General features: G+C 71.7%; 19 protein-coding genes. 7 read left to right on the top strand and 12 right to left on the bottom strand.

The window, feature by feature from the left end:
- Nucleotides 1–75 precede the first annotated feature (75 nt).
- Entirely contained in the window at nucleotides 76–1,095 is a 1,020-nt protein-coding gene (locus tag OHA58_RS27995; RefSeq protein ID WP_405482200.1) for a 1-aminocyclopropane-1-carboxylate deaminase, read from the bottom strand.
- Nucleotides 1,096–1,156: 61 nt separating this feature from the next.
- Nucleotides 1,157–1,807: a GntR family transcriptional regulator gene (locus tag OHA58_RS27990; protein WP_405482199.1), complete on the bottom strand. Its 651-nt coding sequence runs from the start codon at nucleotides 1,805–1,807 to the stop codon at nucleotides 1,157–1,159.
- Nucleotides 1,808–1,975: 168 nt separating this feature from the next.
- Between OHA58_RS27990 and OHA58_RS27985 the strand changes: the two genes are divergently transcribed.
- A complete protein-coding gene (locus OHA58_RS27985; RefSeq protein WP_405482197.1) occupies nucleotides 1,976–2,872 on the top strand; it encodes a serine/threonine-protein kinase in 897 nt (298 codons plus the stop codon).
- A 64-nt stretch (nucleotides 2,873–2,936) separates the two neighbouring features.
- Here the strand turns inward: OHA58_RS27985 and OHA58_RS27980 are convergent, their stop codons facing one another.
- Nucleotides 2,937–4,403: an alkaline phosphatase PhoX gene (locus OHA58_RS27980; protein ID WP_405482195.1), complete on the bottom strand. Its 1,467-nt coding sequence runs from the start codon at nucleotides 4,401–4,403 to the stop codon at nucleotides 2,937–2,939.
- Nucleotides 4,404–4,634: 231 nt separating this feature from the next.
- Nucleotides 4,635–6,077 carry a hypothetical protein gene (locus OHA58_RS27975; RefSeq protein ID WP_405482193.1) on the bottom strand — a complete coding sequence of 481 codons (1,443 nt, stop codon included), beginning with the start codon at nucleotides 6,075–6,077 and terminating at the stop codon, nucleotides 4,635–4,637.
- A 216-nt stretch (nucleotides 6,078–6,293) separates the two neighbouring features.
- Here OHA58_RS27975 and OHA58_RS27970 point away from each other — a divergent pair, with 216 nt between their 5' ends.
- Nucleotides 6,294–8,117 (top strand): endonuclease/exonuclease/phosphatase family protein, encoded by a 1,824-nt coding sequence (locus OHA58_RS27970; RefSeq protein ID WP_405482191.1) that lies wholly within the window; start codon nucleotides 6,294–6,296, stop codon nucleotides 8,115–8,117.
- A gap of 72 nt (nucleotides 8,118–8,189) precedes the next feature.
- On the opposite strand, the gene OHA58_RS27965 is transcribed toward OHA58_RS27970, so the two are convergent.
- The gene (locus OHA58_RS27965; protein ID WP_405482190.1) at nucleotides 8,190–8,933 is read right to left on the bottom strand and encodes an SRPBCC domain-containing protein; all 744 of its coding nucleotides are present in this window, start codon (nucleotides 8,931–8,933) and stop codon (nucleotides 8,190–8,192) included.
- A gap of 21 nt (nucleotides 8,934–8,954) precedes the next feature.
- Entirely contained in the window at nucleotides 8,955–9,566 is a 612-nt protein-coding gene (locus tag OHA58_RS27960) for an ArsR/SmtB family transcription factor (RefSeq protein ID WP_405482189.1), read from the bottom strand.
- A gap of 315 nt (nucleotides 9,567–9,881) precedes the next feature.
- On the opposite strand from OHA58_RS27960, the gene OHA58_RS27955 reads away from it, so the two are divergent.
- The 4 genes from OHA58_RS27955 to OHA58_RS27940 all read left to right on the top strand — a co-directional run bounded on the left by OHA58_RS27955 (nucleotide 9,882) and on the right by OHA58_RS27940 (nucleotide 13,202).
- Entirely contained in the window at nucleotides 9,882–10,421 is a 540-nt protein-coding gene (locus OHA58_RS27955) for a hypothetical protein (RefSeq protein WP_405482187.1), read from the top strand.
- A gap of 66 nt (nucleotides 10,422–10,487) precedes the next feature.
- The gene (locus tag OHA58_RS27950) at nucleotides 10,488–11,333 is read left to right on the top strand and encodes a DUF4097 family beta strand repeat-containing protein (protein WP_405482185.1); all 846 of its coding nucleotides are present in this window, start codon (nucleotides 10,488–10,490) and stop codon (nucleotides 11,331–11,333) included.
- A 67-nt stretch (nucleotides 11,334–11,400) separates the two neighbouring features.
- On the top strand, nucleotides 11,401–12,411 hold the full coding sequence (locus OHA58_RS27945) for an ATP-binding cassette domain-containing protein (RefSeq protein ID WP_405482183.1): 1,011 nt from the start codon (nucleotides 11,401–11,403) through the stop codon (nucleotides 12,409–12,411).
- Nucleotides 12,408–13,202, top strand: a complete 795-nt coding sequence (locus OHA58_RS27940) for an ABC transporter permease (RefSeq protein ID WP_227294048.1) — start codon at nucleotides 12,408–12,410, stop codon at nucleotides 13,200–13,202. Before OHA58_RS27945 ends, OHA58_RS27940 begins: the two co-directional genes overlap by 4 nt.
- Before the next feature lie 46 nt (nucleotides 13,203–13,248).
- Here the strand turns inward: OHA58_RS27940 and OHA58_RS27935 are convergent, their stop codons facing one another.
- Nucleotides 13,249–13,518, bottom strand: a complete 270-nt coding sequence (locus OHA58_RS27935; protein ID WP_405482181.1) for a hypothetical protein — start codon at nucleotides 13,516–13,518, stop codon at nucleotides 13,249–13,251.
- A gap of 208 nt (nucleotides 13,519–13,726) precedes the next feature.
- Between OHA58_RS27935 and dapA the strand changes: the two genes are divergently transcribed.
- Entirely contained in the window at nucleotides 13,727–14,629 is a 903-nt protein-coding gene (gene dapA, locus OHA58_RS27930; RefSeq protein ID WP_405482180.1) for a 4-hydroxy-tetrahydrodipicolinate synthase, read from the top strand.
- A gap of 10 nt (nucleotides 14,630–14,639) precedes the next feature.
- On the opposite strand, the gene OHA58_RS27925 is transcribed toward dapA, so the two are convergent.
- From OHA58_RS27925 to OHA58_RS27905, 5 genes are all read right to left on the bottom strand, one after another.
- Complete coding sequence (locus tag OHA58_RS27925) at nucleotides 14,640–15,875, bottom strand: WD40 repeat domain-containing protein (protein ID WP_405482179.1); 1,236 nt, start codon at nucleotides 15,873–15,875, stop codon at nucleotides 14,640–14,642.
- Nucleotides 15,872–16,432: a SigE family RNA polymerase sigma factor gene (locus OHA58_RS27920; protein ID WP_405485212.1), complete on the bottom strand. Its 561-nt coding sequence runs from the start codon at nucleotides 16,430–16,432 to the stop codon at nucleotides 15,872–15,874. Before OHA58_RS27920 ends, OHA58_RS27925 begins: the two co-directional genes overlap by 4 nt.
- A gap of 210 nt (nucleotides 16,433–16,642) precedes the next feature.
- Nucleotides 16,643–17,644 (bottom strand): 2,3,4,5-tetrahydropyridine-2,6-dicarboxylate N-succinyltransferase, encoded by a 1,002-nt coding sequence (gene dapD / locus OHA58_RS27915; RefSeq protein WP_116502754.1) that lies wholly within the window; start codon nucleotides 17,642–17,644, stop codon nucleotides 16,643–16,645.
- Nucleotides 17,645–17,698: 54 nt separating this feature from the next.
- Complete coding sequence (locus OHA58_RS27910; RefSeq protein WP_405482177.1) at nucleotides 17,699–18,304, bottom strand: TetR/AcrR family transcriptional regulator; 606 nt, start codon at nucleotides 18,302–18,304, stop codon at nucleotides 17,699–17,701.
- On the bottom strand, nucleotides 18,304–18,624 hold the full coding sequence (locus OHA58_RS27905; protein WP_116502752.1) for a multidrug efflux SMR transporter: 321 nt from the start codon (nucleotides 18,622–18,624) through the stop codon (nucleotides 18,304–18,306). The genes OHA58_RS27910 and OHA58_RS27905 overlap by 1 nt, the downstream gene beginning before the upstream one ends.
- Nucleotides 18,625–18,630 lie beyond the last annotated feature (6 nt).

Below are 18,630 nucleotides of genomic sequence, written 5' to 3'. Positions count from 1 at the left end.
TCCGTGAAACACCCCTCGCGACCTGCGCTCACCTGCGCCTGAGCCCTCCGGAACGGGGTATTGCAGCGACACAGATCACTGGAACAACGCGCTGTAGGCGTTCAGGGCGGGCTGGCCGCCGAGGTGGGCGTACAGGACGGTCGCGTCGGGGCCGATCTCGCCCCGGGCCACCAGGTCGATCATCCCGGCCATCGACTTTCCCTCGTACACGGGATCGGTCACCATGCCCTCGGTGCGGGCGGCCAGCCGCATCGCGTCGAGGGTGACCTGGTCGGGGACCCCGTACGTCCCCGCGTGATAGCGCTCGTCGAGCTCGACGTCGTCCTCCGTCAGCTCCCTCCGTACGCCGATGAGCCGGGCCGTGCCCCGGGCGATCCGCAGGATCTGCTCGCGAGTGCGGCCCGGCTCGGCGGAGGCGTCGATGCCGAGGATGCGGCGGGGGCGGCCGCCGGACTCGACGAGCGCCGCGCATCCCGCGATCATCCCCGCCTGGGTCGACCCGGTGACCGAGCAGACCACGACGGTGTCGAAGAAGACGCCCAGCTCCTGTTCCTGTTCGGCCAGTTCGAAGGCCCACTGGGCGAACCCCAGGCCGCCGAGACGGTGTTCGGAGCATCCGGCGGGGATCGCGTACGGGCGGCCGCCCGCCTCCTCCACCTCGCGGACCGCCTGCTCCCAGCTCTCCTTGACGCCGATGCCGAACCCGGCCCGCACCAGGCGCACCTCCGCGCCCGCGAGCCGGGAGATGAGGATGTTGCCGACCTTGTCGTAGACGGAGTCGGGCCACTCGACCCAACTCTCCTGCACGAGAACGCACTTGAGCCCCGCGCGAGCCGCGACGGCCGCGACCTGGCGGGTGTGGTTGGACTGCACCCCGCCGATCGACACGAGCGTGTCGCAGCCCTGCGCGAGCGCGTCCGCGACCAGGTACTCCAGCTTGCGGGTCTTGTTCCCGCCGTAGGCGATCCCGGAGTTGCAGTCCTCCCGTTTGGCCCAGAGGGCGGCCCCGCCGAGGTGCGCGGTGAGCCGGTCCAGCGGGTGCACGGGCGAGGGGCCGAAGAGCAGGGGGTAGCGCTCGTACGCGTCGATCGTCACGGGACCTCCCGGGGTCGGTTCAGGGTCGCGGGTGCGGGGACCCGCCTTGCGTGCCGGCCGGCTACGCCTCCTCGTCGGCCAGTTCCTCCAGTACGCGCCAGATCTCCGTCGTGACCCGCACCGCGCCCGTCACGTCCCCCGCGGCGCAGGCGTCGATGAGGCGGGCGTGCGGCTCGGCCGAGCCGCACGCGGCGCCCTGGCCGAAGCGGCGCCGCTCCAGGCGGCGGATGAGGGGCGTGTAGCGGGCGACGGTGTCGGCCGCGGCGCGGTTGCCCGAGGCGCGGACCGGGACGCCGTGCAGTTCGTCGTCCGCGCGCAGGGCCGCGTCCACGTCACCGGCCGCGACGGCGGCGGCGAACCGCCGGTTGGCCTCGCGCATCGCGTCGGTGTCGGCGCGGGTGAGGCGGGGCACGGCGGTGCGGACGGCGAGCTCGTGCATGGCGCGTACGACGGCGGCCGCGTCCCGGACGTCGGCCGCCACCAGGGGGGTGACCCTGGTGTGGCTCTGCGGCTTGGTCTCCAGGAGCCCCTCGTCCACGAGCCGTGAGAACGCCGCGCGGACCGGCGCGCGGGACAGGCCGAGGAGTTCGGCGAGATCCGCGTCACGCACGACCGCGCCGGGCGCGATGTCCCCGCCGACGATGGCGTCACGGATCGCGGTGCACGCCTGGTCTCTGAGGAGGGTGCGCTGCACCCGTCGGATGGCCGCCATGAACTGAAATGTTAGATACCAATGGCGTTCGCGGGAACCCCCCGGTGGCTGCCTGGCGTCGCAGTGATCGTCGGCGGCTCTCGGCGGCCCGGGGCTTCCGGGCGTCCCTGCCCGCCGGCGGCGAGCCGCGGTACCGCTGTTCGAAGCCGTACAGGAGGATGGCGTTCCATGGTGCGTCTCGCGGATTACCGCCTCGTCAGTCAGCTCGGTGACAGCGGCACGGGGACCGCCCACCTGGCGCGCTCCCCCGCGGGCCAGGTCGTGGTGGTCAAGACGGTGCGGGAGCCTCTCGCCGCCGAGCCGCTGTTCAGGGCGCGGTACCGGTGGGAGACGGAGGCGGCGCGGGCCGTGCGGGGGCCCTTCACGGCGGCGGTGCTCGACGCCGATCCCGAGGCGGCGATGCCCTGGCTCGCGGCCGAGTTCTGCGTGGGCCCCTCGCTGTCCGAGGCGGTGGCGGCACTCGGCCTCCCGGACCCGGGTGCTCTCGCCGCGATCGGCGCCTCGCTCGCCGGGGCGCTCACGGCGATCCACGCGACGGGGCTCGTGCACGGCGATCTCAAGCCGGCGAACGTCGTCGTGACGCCGGCCGGGGTCAAGGTCATCGACTTCGGTGTCGCGAAGGCGGCGGTCCCGGGTGGCGGGACGCCCGGCATCGGCGAACCGGCCGCCGAAGCGGTCGGCTCCCCCGGCTTCATGGCGCCCGAGCAGATCACCCACGCCGTCCCGGCCGGCGCGCCCGCGGACGTGTTCGCGCTCGGCGCGCTGCTCGGCCTCTGCGCGACGGGCCGCAATCCGCACGGCGCGGGCAACGCCCCGCACGTCATCCACCGCACACTGCACGAGCCGCCGGACCTCGTCGGCGTCCCGGACCAGGAGTGGGAGGCGTTCCTCGCCCGCTGCCTGGCAAAGTCCCCGTACGCCCGTCCGACGGTCCCCGAAGTCCTGGCGTGGTGCGTCGCGCGGGCGACCCCGTATCCCTGGTGGGAGCAGGAGGAGGTCGCGGCTCTCATCCACGTGCACGAGGAGTCGCTCGCGGAGCGGCTGTCGGCACAGGAGCAGGACTGACCCGGAACGACCGCGGCCGGCGCGCACGACAGGTACGTGCGCGCCGGCCGGAGGGTGAACGCGCTCAGTTCGAGCGCTGGCGCTTCCACGGCCCCGTGATGGCGAGCATGATGCCCGGGGTCTGGATGTTCGCGTACAGGGTGTGGCCGTCGGGCGAGAACGTCACACCGGTGAACTCGCTGTACTCCGGCTCCGCTTCGGTGCCGATGTTCAGCTCGTTGCGCGCGATCGGGTACGTGCGTCCGCTGTCGGTCGCGCCGAACAGGTGCTGAATGCCGTTGCCGTCCTCGGCGATGACGAGGCCGCCGTACGGGGACACCGTGATGTTGTCCGGGCCGTCGAAGGCGCCGTCCTTGGACGGGTCCGCGTTCACGCCGAGCAGGACCTTGAGCGTCAGGGTGCGGCGCTTGGGGTCGTAGAACCAGACCTGTCCGTCGTGCTGGACGGGGCTCTCCTCACGGGCGAACGAGGAGACGATGTACGTGCCGCCGTCGGCCCACCACATGCCTTCGAGCTTGCGGGCGCGGGTGACCTCACCGTCGGCGAACTGCTTGCGCACCGAGACGGTCTTGGCGTCGCGGTCCGGGACGTCGACCCAGTCCACGCCGTAGACCGTACCGATCTGCGTGGCGCGGGACAGGTCGTCGACGAAGCGGCCGCCGGAGTCGAAGCACTTGGTGGCCTGGAGGACGCCCGCGTCGGCGGCGAGCGTACGGAGCTTGCCGCGGCCGTGCTGGAAGCCCTGCGGCGGGGTCCAGCGGTAGAGCAGGCCGTTGGGCTTCGACGCGTCCTCGGTGAGGTAGGCGTGGCCACGCTTGGGGTCGATGACGACGGCCTCGTGCGCGTACCGGCCGAAGGCCTTGATCGGCTGCGGGGCGCGGTTGGCGCGCCGGTCCGCGGGGTCGACCTCGAAGACGTAGCCGTGGTCCTTGGTCATGCCGTTGGTGCCGGCCTTGTCCTCGGTCTCCTCGCAGGTCAGCCAGGTGTCCCAAGGGGTGCGCCCGCCCGCGCAGTTGGTGGCGGTGCCGGCGATGCCGACCCACTCGGCGACCTGTCCGTCGCGGCGGACCTCGACGACCGTGCAGCCACCGGCGGCAGCCGGGTCGTAGACGAGACCCTCGGTGAGCGGGACCGGGTGCGCGGCCTGGGTGCGGGGGCCGCCGATCTCGTGGTTGTTGACGAGCAGCGTGGCGCCGCGCGGCCCGTCGAAAGTGGCGGTGCCGTCGTGGTTGGACGGGGTGGACTCGCCGGACTCCAGGGTCGTCTTCCCCGTGTACGTGATGACGCGGTACGAGAATCCGGCGGGCAGCGCGAGCAGGCCCTTCGGGTCGTCGACGAGCGGGCCGTAGCCGACACCGTGGTGGTGCCCGTCGTGGCCCTCGTGGCCCTCGGTGTGGGCGATGTCCCCGTATTCACCTTCGGCGGCCAGCGCACCGGGAGCGGTGGCGAGCGCGCCGACGGTGCCGGCCAGGGCGATGCCCGCGCCCGTGGCGGCGGAGCGTCTCGTGAAGTCCCTGCGGGTGAGCGACATGGTGTCTCCTGTGACCGGATGGCTGTGGCGGTGGAGCGGGCTGTGATGCTGTTTCGGCCACACGGTCCCTGCCATGCCTGAACGGCGGCTGAACTCCGCACGACGTCGGCAGAGCGAACACGTTCACGGTCGTCGGCGGGCGGGGCGGAGGGTGGGTGAGACGGGCGGTACGCGAAAGGGGGCGGGGCGCCCTCGCGCCCCGCCCCCTCCCTGTCCCGGCGTCGTTGTCCGCTATCCGCCCTGCGCGGAACGCGCCTTGAACGCCGCCTTGCGGGCCTCCTTGGCCACCTTCTTGTCGGGGTGCAGACGTCCCATCGCCTCCAGGACGTCCGCCGTCGCCGGGTGGTCCACCTTCCACGCCGCCGCGAAGAACCCGCGGTGCTGCGCCGCAAGCCCCTCGACCAGGCCCTGGAGTTCGTCGGAGTTGCCCTCAAGGGCGAGCTGCGCGGCGATCGTGTCGACGGTGAGCCAGAAGATCAGGGACTCCGGCGGCGCGGGCACGTCGCCCACCCCGTGCTCGGCGAGCCAGACCCGCGCGAGACCGCCCAGCTCCGCGTCGTCGAGGACCTCCCTGAGCGCCGGCTCCGCCTCGCCGCCCACGAGGGACAGCGCCTGCTGGCAGCGCAGCCGCCGCAGCGGCGCCCCCGCGTCCGCACCGCGCGCCGCGGCCAGCAACTCCCGTGCCGCCACGAGCGGTTGGCGTCGGGCGAGCCACTGCTCGATCTCGGCCTGCGCCGCGGCCTGCGGGAACGACGACGTGCCGTCGAGCAGCGTGTCCGCGCCCTTGTCCGCGAGGTCGCCAACGACCGGCGCGTCGAGACCGGCGTCGATCATGCGCGCGCGGACGCCGTAGAGCCCGAGCGGGGTGAGCCGCACCATGCCGTACCGCGTGACGTCCGAGTCGTCGAAGGCGTCGGGCTCGGTGCCCCCTTCGCCCTCCTCGATCTCCGCCATCAGCGCCTCGTCGACCGGCTGGAACTCGACGAGTCCCACCGGGACGAGCAGCCGGAACTGGTCGTCCAGCTTCAGCATCGCGTCCGACACCTGCTCCAGGACGTCGTCCGTGGGCTCGCCCATGTCGTCGGGCACGATCATCGACGCGGCGAGGGCGGGCAGCGGGACGGGCTCGTCGGCCGGGCCGCCCTCGGAGGCGGTCAGGAGATAGAGGTTGCCGAGGACGCCCTCGAGGAACTCGGCCTCCGCCTCGGGGTCCCAGTCGAGCTGCGAGAAGTCGACCTCGCCGGTCTCCTCCAGGACGTCGACGAGGTCGTCGAGGTCCGGAACGCTCGCGTCGGCGAGCGCGGTGTCCAGGGCGCCGAGCCAGAGGGCGAGGATGTCCTGCGGGCTGCCGGAGGCGACGACGGCGAGGTCCTCGCCCGCGGCGACGGTGCCCTCCTCCTCGTCCACGATCTCCACGAGCCCGGTGTCGACCGCGGCCCGCCAGGCCTCGCTCGCGTCCGCGGCCCCGTCGGCATCGGCGGCGAGCCCCAGTTCGAGCGCCGCGGCGGGCAGCTGTTCGTCGACGAGTTCGCCGCCCGCGCCGACCCGGGTCGTGGGTCCCGCCCAGCGGGCGAGCCGCACCGCGCGGGAGAGCAGCGGGGTGGCGAGGGCGTCGCGCGCGAGCTCCGCTTCGGAGCGCAGCCTCGCCGGCGGCAGGGGGGAGCTGTCTGACATCGCCTTGTTCTCCTCCGGACGTGTTGTGCGACCGCTCAGCCTAGACGGATTTGGCAGCATGCCGCCCGGTTCATGTACCCGTCAGGAACCGTACACCGCTGAAACCTTGACAACTCCCCTTGCTCCACAAGACATTTACGCGCGTAGAAGAGCACGGAGCGGCCCGCTCGCTCCACCCTCGTCCCGGCGCATCACGCACGTCCCCGGAGGGACCCCTTGCCGAGCAAGAACTCGTCGCGCCTCGCCGCGCTGACCGTCGCCGCCGTCTGCTCCACCGTCTCCGCCGTCGTCCTCACCTCGCCCGCGCATGCGGACGCGATACGCATCCATGACATCCAGGGCGTGACCCGGACGTCCCCGCTGGCCGGGAAACAGGTCACGGACGTGGCCGGTGTGGTCACGGGCGTCAGAACCTACGGCTCGTCCAAGGGCTTCTGGATCCAGGACACGGCGCCCGACGACGACCCCGCCACGAGCGAGGGCGTCTTCGTCTTCACCAGCTCGGCCCCGAAGGCCGCCGCCGGCGACGCGGTGACGGTCTCGGGCACGGTCTCGGAGTACGTCCCCGGCGGCGCCTCGTCGGGCAACCAGTCCGTCACGGAGATCACCAAGCCGACGGTCACGGTCGTCTCGTCGGGCAACGCGCTTCCGGCCGCCACCGTCATCGACGCGAAGTCGGTCCCCGCCGCGTACGCCCCGGCCGGCGACCCGGCGGCGAACGGCTCGGTCAACGCGCTGCCGCTCCGCCCGGCGCAGTACGCCCTCGACCTCTACGAGTCCCTCGAGGGCATGAACGCGCGGATCGGCTCGTCCCGCGTCGTCACCGCCTCGGACGCCTACGCCGAGCTGTGGGTGACGGTGAAGCCGCACGAGCACCCCACCCGCCGCGGCGGCACCGTCTACGGCTCGTACGACTCCCAGAACACCGGCCGCCTCCAGGTCCAGTCCCTGGGCACGGTCGCCGACTTCCCGAAGGCGAACGTCGGGGACACCCTGGCCGGGACGACCGAAGGCCCCCTGGACTACACCCAGTTCGGCGGTTACACGCTGGTCGCGCGGGAGCTCGGCACCCTGGACAAGGGGGGCCTGGAGCGGGAGACGACGCGGAAGCAGAAGCGCAGCGAGCTGGCCGTGGCCACGTACAACGTCGAGAACCTGGACCCGGCCGACGGCACGTTCGCCGCGCACGCGGCCGCGATCGTCGACCACCTCCAGTCGCCCGACGTCGTGTCCCTGGAGGAGATCCAGGACAACAACGGCGCGAAGGACGACGGCACGGTCGCCGCGGACGTCACGGTGAACAAGCTGATCGACGCGATCGTCGCCGCCGGCGGCCCGAAGTACGACTGGCGCTCCGTCGACCCGGTCAACGACCAGGATGGCGGCGAGCCCGGCGGCAACATCCGCCAGGTGTTCCTCTTCAACCCCGAGCGCGTCTCGTTCACCGACCGCGCGGGCGGCGACTCCACGACCCCCGTGGGCGTGACCGGGACGCACGGCCGGGCGGCGCTGACCGCGTCCCCGGGCCGGATCGCCCCGGCCGACGATGCGTGGAAGAACAGCCGCAAGCCGCTCGCGGGCGAGTTCGTCTTCCGCGGGAAGACCGTCTTCGTCATCGCCAACCACTTCACGTCCAAGGGCGGCGACCAGGGCCTGACGGCGCAGTACCAGCCGCCGGCGCGCAGCTCGGAGACCCAGCGCCACGCGCAGGCGGACGCGGTGAACGGCTTCGTGAAGGAGATCCTCAAGGCGCAGAAGAACGCCGCCGTCGTCACGCTCGGCGACATCAACGACTTCGAGTTCTCCGGCACGGCGCAGCGCCTGGAGGACGGCGGCGCCCTGTGGTCGGCGATCAAGTCCCTGCCGAGGAGCGAGCGTTACACGTACGACTACCAGGGCAACAGCCAGGTCCTCGACCAGATCCTGATCAGCCCGTCGATCCGGCACGACGACTTCGCGTACGACAGCGTGCACGTCAACAGCGAGTTCAACGACCAGATCAGCGACCACGACCCGCAGGTGCTGCGGTTCCGTCCGTAGCACCTGCGGGCGCGTCCACAGCACCGGTGGGCCTGTCCGCAGCACCCGCGGGTTGTCCGGCGGGCGGGGTCGTCAGGCGAAGACCCCGTCCAGCCAGCCGCGCCAGGCCGTCTCGTCCTGCGCGGCGTCGGCGTCCGGCGCGAAGTCGTGGACGACGATGCCGACGGGCGCGCCCCAGCGGCCGCGGCCGAAGACGCGGTACATGGCGTCGTCGGTGCGCAGGCCGATGAAGTACGGGTTGCGGTAGTCGAGTACGGCTTCCAGGGTCTCGCCGCCGGGGCCCCGGACTCGCAGCTTGGTGCCCTCGGCGGCGTCGTCGGGCAGGCCGAGGGCGCGGCCGACGGCGGCGAGGGCCTCGGGGTTCGCCGACGCGGCGGGCCCGTCGAACATGGCGAAGGCGACGGGGCGGCCCGCGAAGTGCGTCAGGTACTGGCGCAGCGTGTGCAGGTAGAAGTCGGTGTGCTTGTCGGCGCCGTCGTAGTAGTCGTCCCAGTTGTCGACGAAGATCCCGCTGTGGACGTAGCGGACCCAGGCGCGGCTGCCGCCGTCGCGGGCCTCGATGACATGGTCCAGCTGGTTGAGGGTCTGGAACGGGGGCAGCGCTTCCGGGTCGTCCGAGCGGGCGGTGAGCCGGTGCTCCGGGTCCCAGGCGGTGATCGTGGCGCCGTGTGGGCCGCGGCCGCCCTCCTTCGGCTCGTACTCCATCGGCCACAGCCAGCCGCCGGTGCCCGAGGTGAGTGCCTCCCAGACCTGCTCGGGGGTGGCGTCGACCTCGAACTCGCGGGCGATCTCGAATTCCCTGGGTTCGTTCGTCATGGCGGTAACTCCTTGGTGCGGTCAGTCTTCGAGGGGCGGTAGGGGCTGCGGATCCTTCACCGAGGGATGCACGGCGATCACCACCCGGTGGTCGCGGCCGCCCTCGGCGGATCCGTCGTGGTATTTGCGGACGAGCGCGCCGACCCCTTGGGTCAGTTCCTCGATGAACGCGGCCCGGTCCGCGGCGGACGCGAACCTGACCTCGCCGTCGAGCGCGTAGGTGGCCAGGCGCTTCTTCGCCTTGGCGGCCCCGGTGAGCAGCGCTCCCACGTCCTGTACGAGACGTGCCGCGACGGCGAGCAGCCAGCGTGCGGAGAGCTGGTCGCGGGCCCGGTCCGGGTCGGGCCGCACGGCGCCGAGCGCGACCGGTGAGATCACGTACGAGGCGGCCGTGGCCCGCATCAGGCGCTCGGTGACATTGCCCTTGCGCCGCTCCCCCGCCAACTCGACCAGGCCGTGCTTCTCCAGCGCCTTGAGGTGGTAGTTCACCTTCTGGCGCGGCAGGCCGACCTTGGGGGCGAGCATCGCGGCGGATGCGGGTCCGGTGGCCAGCTCCGCGAGCAGCCGGGCCCTGATCGGGTCGAGGGAGACCGCGGCTGCCGCCGGGTCCTCGATCACGGTGACGTCCAACATGACCCCACCGTCCCACCGAAAACTTTTTTTGTCCAGGCGAGTCGATTGTTCGGCGAGTCGAGGAAGTCGAGGAAGGGGACCACTTGCCCTGGCATGGACTGGCATGGACAGGCCCCGGTGACACCACGTGGCACCGCATGGCACCACATGGCACCACCAGAGGCGCAAGAGCGGACGAGGTTCCACGTGGCACCGCATTGACACAACTCGATGTCACCACGTTTTCGCAGGTCAGAGCCGACTGGTCAACCCTGAAGCGCATTCGCTTTCCTCACGCGCTTGCGCATGGCGCCAAAGTGGTGCCACTATGACGTCATGGACCTCACGCCGTATGTCGACAACCTCCGCCGCGAACTCGCGGTGGCCGCCGAAGCCGGCGGCGAAGAAGCCCGCGAGCTGGCCGAGCGGCTCACCGCTCCCCTGGAGTCGGCGACCCGCCTGACGATGCTCAACGTGCTCTCCGCCGCGATGGACGAGATCACCCGTGAACTCGCCCCCGGCTCGGTCGACGTACGGCTGCGCGGGCTCGACCCGGACTTCGTCGTGACGCGGCCGCCGGCCGAGGAGGCGTACGAGGACAGGAGCGGGCCCGCCGAGCCGCTCAAGGCCCCGGCCCCGGCGCCCGCCGACGGAGACGACGGTGGCACCGCCCGCGTCAATCTGCGCCTGCCCGCCCATCTCAAGACGCGCGCCGAGGAGGCCGCGGGCCGCGAGGGCCTGTCGGTCAACGCGTGGCTGGTACGAGCCGTGTCGGCCGCGGTCGACGGCGGCACCCCGTCACGTACACCGGGAAGCGCCCAAGCCACCCGCACCACCCGCACCGTCGGACAGAGCTTCACGGGCTGGGTGCGCTAGCCGCGCATCCCGCCCGCCCGAATTCACCCGGAACTTCACCCTGAGACCCAAGAGGACGGGACAGCCATGCCTTCTTTCGACACGCCCCAGCCGATCTCGGTCATCGCCAACGTGGCCGCCGGTTCCATCCAGTTCTCCGCGAGCGACCGCCTCGACACGGTCGTGGAGATGCGGCCCCGCGACCCGAAGAAGGACAAGGACGTGCGGGTCGCCGAGCAGACCGAGGTCACCTACGCGAACGGCGTGCTGACCATCAGGACACCCAAGGGGCGCTACCTCGTCGGGCCCACCGGCAGCGTCGACGTGACGGTCGAGCTGCCCACCGGCTCCCGCATCGACACGACCGGCTCCTGGACCCAGGTGCTCGGCGAGGGCCGGCTCGGCGAGGTCCGCGTGAAGACGTCGTCGGGTGACGTCCGCCTGGACGCGACGGGCCCGCTCCAGCTGACCGCGTCGCACGGCTCGATCACCGTGGACCGGGTCGAGGGCCTGGCCGAGATCACCACCAGCTCCGGCAGCCTGCGCGTCGGTGTCGTGGACGGCCCGGCCGTCCTGAAGAACTCGCACGGCTCCACGACCGTCGGCACCGCGATCGGCGATCTGCGGGTGAGTGGCGCCAACGGCGACATCGACATCCGGCGCGCCGAGAGCTCGGTCACCGCGACCACCGCCCACGGCACTCTGCGCGTGGGCGACGTGGCCCGTGGCACCGTCCAGCTGGAGACCTCCTACGGCGCCATCGACGTCGGCATCCGCGAGGGCACGGCCGCCTGGCTCGACGCCGGCTCGGGCAACGGACAGGTGCGCAACACGCTCACCGCGTCCGACAGCCCGGAGAAGAGCGAGGAAACGGTCGAGGTCCGCGCCCGGACCAAGTTCGGCAACATCGACATCCGCCGCGCCCGGGCCTGACCGCCCCAAACCCCTTATGCCACACACCACTTCACCCGCTCACCACGCCTTCGAATGGGAGGGCCCCATGCCTTCATCTGTCATGACCACGTCCAGGTCGGGCAACGGTCAGCAGCCGCCCGCCGCCGTCTCCACCGTCGGTCTGCGCAAGTCGTACGGCGACAAGACCGTCCTCGACGGCATCGACCTGCACATCCCGACCGGCACCGTGTTCGCCCTGCTCGGCCCGAACGGCGCCGGCAAGACCACCGCCGTGCAGATCCTGTCCACGCTCATCTCCGCCGACGGCGGCCAGGCCCAGGTCGCGGGCCACGACATCGCCACGTCACCGGACGGCGTACGCGCCGCGATCGGTGTCACCGGGCAGTTCTCCGCCGTCGACGGCCTGATCACCGGCGAGGAGAACATGCTCCTCATGGCCGACCTGCACCACCTCCCCAAGTCCGAGGGGCGGCGCGTCGCCGCCGAACTCCTCGAGCGGTTCGACCTCACCGGCGCAGCGAAGAAGCCCGCCTCCACCTACTCCGGCGGTATGAAGCGCCGCCTCGACATCGCCATGACGCTGGTCGGCAACCCGCGGATCATCTTCCTCGACGAACCCACCACCGGCCTCGACCCCCGCGCCCGCCACAACATGTGGGGCATCATCCGCGCACTGGTCTCCGACGGCGTCACCGTCTTCCTCACCACCCAGTACCTGGACGAGGCCGACGAACTCGCCGACCGCATCGCCGTGCTCAACGACGGCAAGATCGCCGCCGAGGGCAGCGCCGAGGAACTCAAGCGGCTCATCCCCGGCGGACACATCCGGCTCCGCTTCACCGACCCGGACGCCTACCGGTCCGCCGCCCTCTCACTGCGCGAGGCCCACCGGGACGACGAGGCCCTCGCGCTGCAGATCCCCAGCGACGGCAGCCAGCGCGAGCTGCGCTCCATCCTCGACTGGCTGGACTCGGTCGGCATCGAGGCGGACGAGCTGACCGTGCACACCCCCGACCTCGACGACGTGTTCTTCGCCCTCACCGGCAGCGCCACCGTCCCCAACCAGCCCAACCAGCCCAAGGAGGAAGCCCGATGAGCTCCCTGTCCCTCGCCGTGCGCGACTCTTCCACGATGCTGCGCCGCAACCTGCTGCACGCGCGGCGCTACCCCTCCATGACGCTGAATCTGCTGCTGACGCCCGTCGTGCTGCTGCTGCTCTTCGTCTACATCTTCGGCGACGTGATGAGCGCCGGCATCAGCGGCGGCGGCGCCGACCGCTCCGCGTACATCGCGTATCTCGTCCCGGGCATCCTGATGCTGACCATCGGCGGCACCACGATCGGCAGCGCGGTGTCCGTCTCCATGGACATGACCGAGGGCATCATCGCCCGCTTCCGCACGATGGCGATCCATCGCGGATCGGTGCTCATCGGGCACGTCGTCGGCAGTGTTCTGCAGTGCGTGATGAGCGTGGTGCTCGTCGGGGCCGTCGCCGTGGCCATCGGATTCCGCTCCACGGATGCCACCGCCCTGGAGTGGATCCTGGCGGTCGGACTGCTGGCGCTCGTCTCCCTGGCGCTCACCTGGATCGCGGTCGGCATGGGCCTGTCCAGCCCGAACGCCGAGGCGGCCAGCAACAACGCGATGCCGCTGATGGTCCTGCCGCTCCTGTCCAGCGCGTTCGTGCCGGTCGACGCGATGCCGGGCTGGTTCCAGCCGATCGCCGAGTACCAGCCGTTCACCCCGGCCATCGAGACCCTGCGCGGACTGCTCCTCGGCACCGAGATCGGCAACAACGGGTGGCTGGCCGTGGTCTGGTGCGTGGCACTGGCCGTGCTCGGCTACACCTGGTCGCGCTCGCTCTTCAACAACACCGGTAAGCGCTGATCAACAGCACCACCGCTCTTTGACACCGCACACGAGGGCGGGGCGTTCACTCACCGGCAGGGAGTGAACGCCCCGCCCTACTGCTGTCCGCCGAGCCGCGCGCGGCGCTGCGCTCCGCCTCGGCGAGGATCGCGTACCGGTCGGCCACGATCGCCTCCGCGTCGGCCACCGCCCGTTCGGCGGCGAGGCGGCGCCCGGCATGTGAGTGCGGGTCCGGCGCGGGGTGCCTGCGGCGCCACCAGACGTCACACGCGGCGTAGCTGCCACTCGCACAGATCAGCAGAGGAACGGCGAGGGCCAGGACGATGTCACGCACCACGGGATCCTTATACGTTTAATACGTCTACGCATACGTGCAACTTCTTCCTGATAACTCGGAATCCCGGCGCCCTTTCTGAAGGTCGCCCCTCGGCCAATATCCCGTCGGAACTCGGCCACGCACCCCCGACTGCTCAGCAAGGCTTGCCACTACCTCGTAGAAGAATTAAGTGGAGCTGCGCGGTCGGGGCGCCGAGACTGCGCATATGAGCCTCGCGAACTCCCCGCACCCGCCCTTCGGCCGCGCCCTGTGTGCCATGGTCACGCCGTTCGCCGACGACGGCGCCCTTGACCTGGACGGCGCCCAGCGCCTGGCGGCCCACCTGGTCGCCGAGGGGTGCGAGGGACTCGTCCTGTCCGGCACCACCGGCGAGTCCCCCACGACGTCGGACGACGAGAAGGCCGCGCTCGTGCGAGCCGTGAAGGACGCGGTCGGGGAGCGGGTCCCCGTCGTCGCGGGCGTCGGCACCGCGGACACCCGGCACACCGTGGAGCTTGCCGCCGGGGCCGAAAAGGCGGGCGCGGACGGCCTGTTGGTCGTCAGCCCGTACTACAGCCGCCCGCCGCAGGACGCCCTGGAGGCGCACTTCCGCGAGATCGCGGACGCGTCGGGACTGCCGGTGATGCTGTACGACATCCCGGGCCGCACCGGCACGCGCATCGAACCGGACACCCTGATCCGGCTCGCGTCCCACCCCCGGATCGTGGCCGTCAAGGACTGCGCGTACGACATGCTCGGCACACAGAAGGTGCTCGGCGCGACCGGTCTCGCGTACTACGCGGGCTGCGAGGAGTTCGCGCTCCCGCTGTACGCGGTGGGCGGGGCGGGCTTCGTGTCGACGGTCGCGAACGTGGCGCCGCGTGCGCTGCGGGCCGTCCTGGACTCGTTCGACGCGGGCGACACCCGGGGGGCGGCCCGGCGCCAGCAACTGGCCGCCCCCCTCGTGGAGTTGATGATGGCGTCAGGCCTGCCGGGCACGGTCACCGCGAAGGCGCTGCTCGGCGCGCTCGGCCTGCCCGGCGGCCCGGTCCGCGCACCGCTGAGGCCCGCGGGCCTGAAAGAGGCCCGCAGGCTGCTCGCGGAGCACGAGCGGCTGGTGGCCGCCTGACCCGGCTTCCCTAGCGGGCGGCGAAGATCGGTGTCCAGCGGCCGTCCGCGCCGTCGTTTCCCTTGCGGGAGCCGCTCAGCGGAACGGTCTTGTCGCTGCCGATCGTGACGAGCACGAGCCCGTTGTGGAACTCGTTCGCGCCCTTCTCGATGTCCCAGGCGATGAGCCGCTTGTTGTCGACCCAGGCGAGCAGCTGCTGGCCGCGGATCCTGTGGAGGTGCTTGCCGGAGTACGGGTCGTTGATCCAGGAGGCCGTCGTCTTGGCACCGCCCGCGAAGTCGCCCGCGGCGAGCTTGCCATCCGGGGAAAGGCCCGCCTCGACGGCCCAGTGCAGGTGCTTCTCGTTCGCGGGCTTGCCGACCTCGTTGCCCTTGAAGTCGTAGTACTGCATGTGGGGTGCCGAGGTGAGCCCGGAGTAGACCAGCTTGCCGTCCTGGCTGAAGCCGAAGTCCTGGCGGGCGTTGATGTCAACGCCGAAGCCCCCCTCGGCGGACGGGACCTCGACCTCGTTCCAGGAGCCGTCGCCGGAACCGACGTCGAGGACGTAGAAGCCGGTCCGGGCCGAGTTGCTCATGTCCGGCATCCAGTCGTTCTTCTTGCCGTCGCCGTCCGCGTCGTAGTCCGCCCGGAGCCGCAGGTCGGGGTTCTTGCTGTACGTCGTCGCGACCAGCTTGCTGCCGTCCGGCGAGAACTCGACGCCCGCGACGGCATGGTCGACCGGGATCCAGCGCTCGACCTCGCCGGTGAGCAGGTTGAGCAGACCGATGCGCTTGGCGGGCAGGTCCTGCTCCAGTACGGCGGCGGTGCGCATGCCGGGGGCGACGTCGAGGAAGGACCACTTGGTGGTCTTCACGTACTTGCCGGTCTTCTGGTTCAGCAAGTGGTACGTGCGCCGGGAGACGCCGCGGTCGGCGGTCTCCTTGACGGTGGCCTGGGTGTAGTACGCGGCCAGCGCGGTGTTCCCCGCGGCGATCAGGTCGCGCGGCGGCGTCTGGTCCGGGTGGGCGATGATGTCGCTGCCGTCCGCCTGGCTGGCGAGCTGCGGCTGGTCCCGGCCGTCGTTCATGGCCGGCACGGCCACCCCGACGGCGACGGCGACCGCTGTGGCCAGGGCGGCGCCGGCGAACGTGCCGTTCCTGCGGCGACGACGCGCGGCGAGGACCCGGTTCGCGAAGTCGGGCGGCGCGGTCGTGGCGTCGGCGGCCTGCTCGTGCAGGGCGTCGCGGACGAGCTGGTCCATGTTCACGGACGTACCTCCACAGGCAAGAAGTCACGGGACTCGAGCTGTTCACCGTCGGCGGCGGTGACGAGCGTGGACAGCTCCGGCGCGAGGGCGCGCAGCTTGGCGAGCGAGCGGTGCGTGGTGGACCGCACGGTCCCCACCGAACAGCCGAGAATCCGGGCCACATCGGCCTCGGGCAGGTCCTCGAAGTAGCGCAGTACGAGGACGGTGCGCTGGCGCGCGGTGAGCCGGGCGAGGGCGCCCCGCATGACGAGACGCAGATCGATCGCGCTCGCGCCGTCCGCCGCGGCAGTGCCCTCCGGCAGTTCGGGGACGCTCAGTTCGCGCCTCGGCCACTTCAGGCGCCAGCGGCTGACCTGCTGCCGGTAGAGAATCTGGCGCACATACGCTTCGGGTTCGTCGATGCGCCGCCACCGCCCCGCGGCCTTGATCAGCGCGTTCTGCAGCAGATCCTCGGCCGCGTGCCGGTCGCCGCCGCTGAGCAGCACCGCCGTCTTGAGCAGCGCACTCGACCTGCTCGTCACGAACTCCCGGAAGCTCTCTTGCTCTTCCGAATCCATCGTCACCTTCAGTTCCTCGGGGATCCCCCCGTTCCCGGGACCCGCTACTCCTTGGGACGCGCGTGGCTGCGCCCCGCTATGCCTGTGCCGGGCCATGTACTTATCGCCCGGCCGGCCCTTCCCCCGAGCCCGTCCGCCCCCGGCCGGGCCCAAAAGCCGAGCGCCCTTCCCCGGTCCGGGGAAGGGCGCTCGGCGAACCGCAGCTGAAGATCAGTTGTGGCTGTGCAGAACCTCGTTCAGGCCGCCCCACACCGCGTTGTTCGGGCGGGCCTCGACGGCGCCGGTGACCGAGTTGCGGCGGAAGAGGATGTTCGAGGCGCCGGACAGGTCGCGGGCCTTGACGATCTCGCCGTCGGGCATCGTGACGCGCGTACCGGCGGTGACGTAGAGACCGGCCTCGACGACGCACTCGTCGCCGAGGGCGATGCCGACGCCCGCCTCCGCGCCGACGAGGCAGCGCTCGCCGATCGTGATGCGGACGTTGCCGCCGCCGGAGAGCGTGCCCATGGTGGAGGCGCCGCCGCCGATGTCGGAGCCGTTGCCGACGACGACGCCGGCGGAGATGCGGCCCTCGACCATCGACGTGCCGAGCGTGCCGGCGTTGAAGTTGACGAAGCCCTCGTGCATGACGGTGGTGCCCTCGGCGAGGTGCGCGCCGAGGCGGACGCGGTCGGCGTCGGCGATGCGGACGCCCTTCGGCGCGACGTAGTCCGTCATGCGGGGGAACTTGTCGATGGACGTCACGGCGAGGTGCAGGCCCTCGGCGCGGGCGTTGAGGCGGACCTTCTCGACGTCGTCGACGGCGACCGGGCCGAGCGAGGTCCAGGCGACGTTGGCGAGGAGGCCGAAGACGCCGTCCAGGTTCTGCCCGTGCGGCTTGACCAGCCGGTGGGACAGCAGGTGGAGGCGCAGGTAGGCGTCGTGCGCGTCGAGCGGCTTGTCGTCGAGCGAGGCGATGACCGTGCGCACGGCGACGGTCTCCACACCGCGGCGGGCGTCGGTGCCGATGGCCTTCGCGGCGCCCTCGCCGAGCAGCTCGGCGGCGCGCTCGGCGGAGAGCCGCTCGGTGCCGGCCGGGCCCGGCTCGTCCTGGAGGGACGGGGCGGGGAACCAGGTGTCGAGGACGGTGCCGTCGGCGGTGAGCGTGGCGAGGCCTGCGGCGACGGCGCCGGTGGTGCGCTGAGCGGTGGTGCTGGCGGGAGAGTCAGACATGGGTGAAACCTAACCGGAGGTGCGCCGCGGGGGCGAACCGGTACGGCCGGTGTCTCAGGTGCCGGGCGCCCCACGCTCCCCCGACGGGTCGGCCGCGGCGCCGTCCGCGTCGTCGCCGGGGGCTCCGTCGATGACCCGCGCGAGCATGTCGCGCGCGTACTCCTCCTCGTAGACGGCGTCCGTGAGCAGCACCTGGAGGCAGATTCCGTCCATCAGGGCGACCAGCGCGCGGGCCGTGACCGGGTCGGTGCGGCGCGCGAGCTCGTCGGCGACACCTGCGCACCACTCGGCGGCGACGGGCCGCAGCGCGGGCCTGCGCAGGGCGGCGAGATACAGCTCGTACTCGAGCTCGACGGCGGTGCGTTCACCGGCGAGCCACTCGCCGAGGACCGCGGCGAGCCCGGCGGCGAGCGCGGAGCGCGGCGCCTCGAAGACGTCGCTGCCGGCCACGACCTTCGCGAACCCTTCATTGGTCTGGCGAAGTGCGGCGACCAGCAGTTCGTCGAGGGTCTTGAAGTGATAGGTCGTCGAGCCGAGCGGCACGTCGGCCTCGGCGGCGACGCTGCGGTGGCTGAGCCCGCCAATGCCCTTCTCGCCCACCACGCGGATCGCGGCGTCGATGATGCGCTGCCGCCGTTCGGGGTCGTAGCGCCGCGCCATCAGTGGGCGCCGCCCAGGTTGAGCAGCACCACGCCGCCGATGACGAGGGCGATGCCCGCGAGCCGGGCCGCGGTCATCGCCTCGCCGAGGAAGAGCATGCCTATCCCGGCGATGACGGCCGTGCCGACGCCGGCCCAGATCGCGTACGCGGTCCCGACCTGCACGGTCTTCAGCGTCTGGGCGAGCAGCGCGAACGCGATCAGATAGCCGGAGACGGTGATCAGGGAGGGCCAGAGCCTGCTGAATCCCTCGCTGTACTTCATGGCGGTGGTGGCGGCCACTTCCGCCGCGATGGCGCCGGAGAGCAGTACGTATCCCATGTGTAC

The organism is Streptomyces sp. NBC_00009 (assembly GCF_045040855.1).
Taxonomy (GTDB): Bacteria; Actinomycetota; Actinomycetes; order Streptomycetales; family Streptomycetaceae; genus Streptomyces; species Streptomyces aureus.
This window is presented reverse-complemented; position numbering and strand designations above follow the sequence as displayed.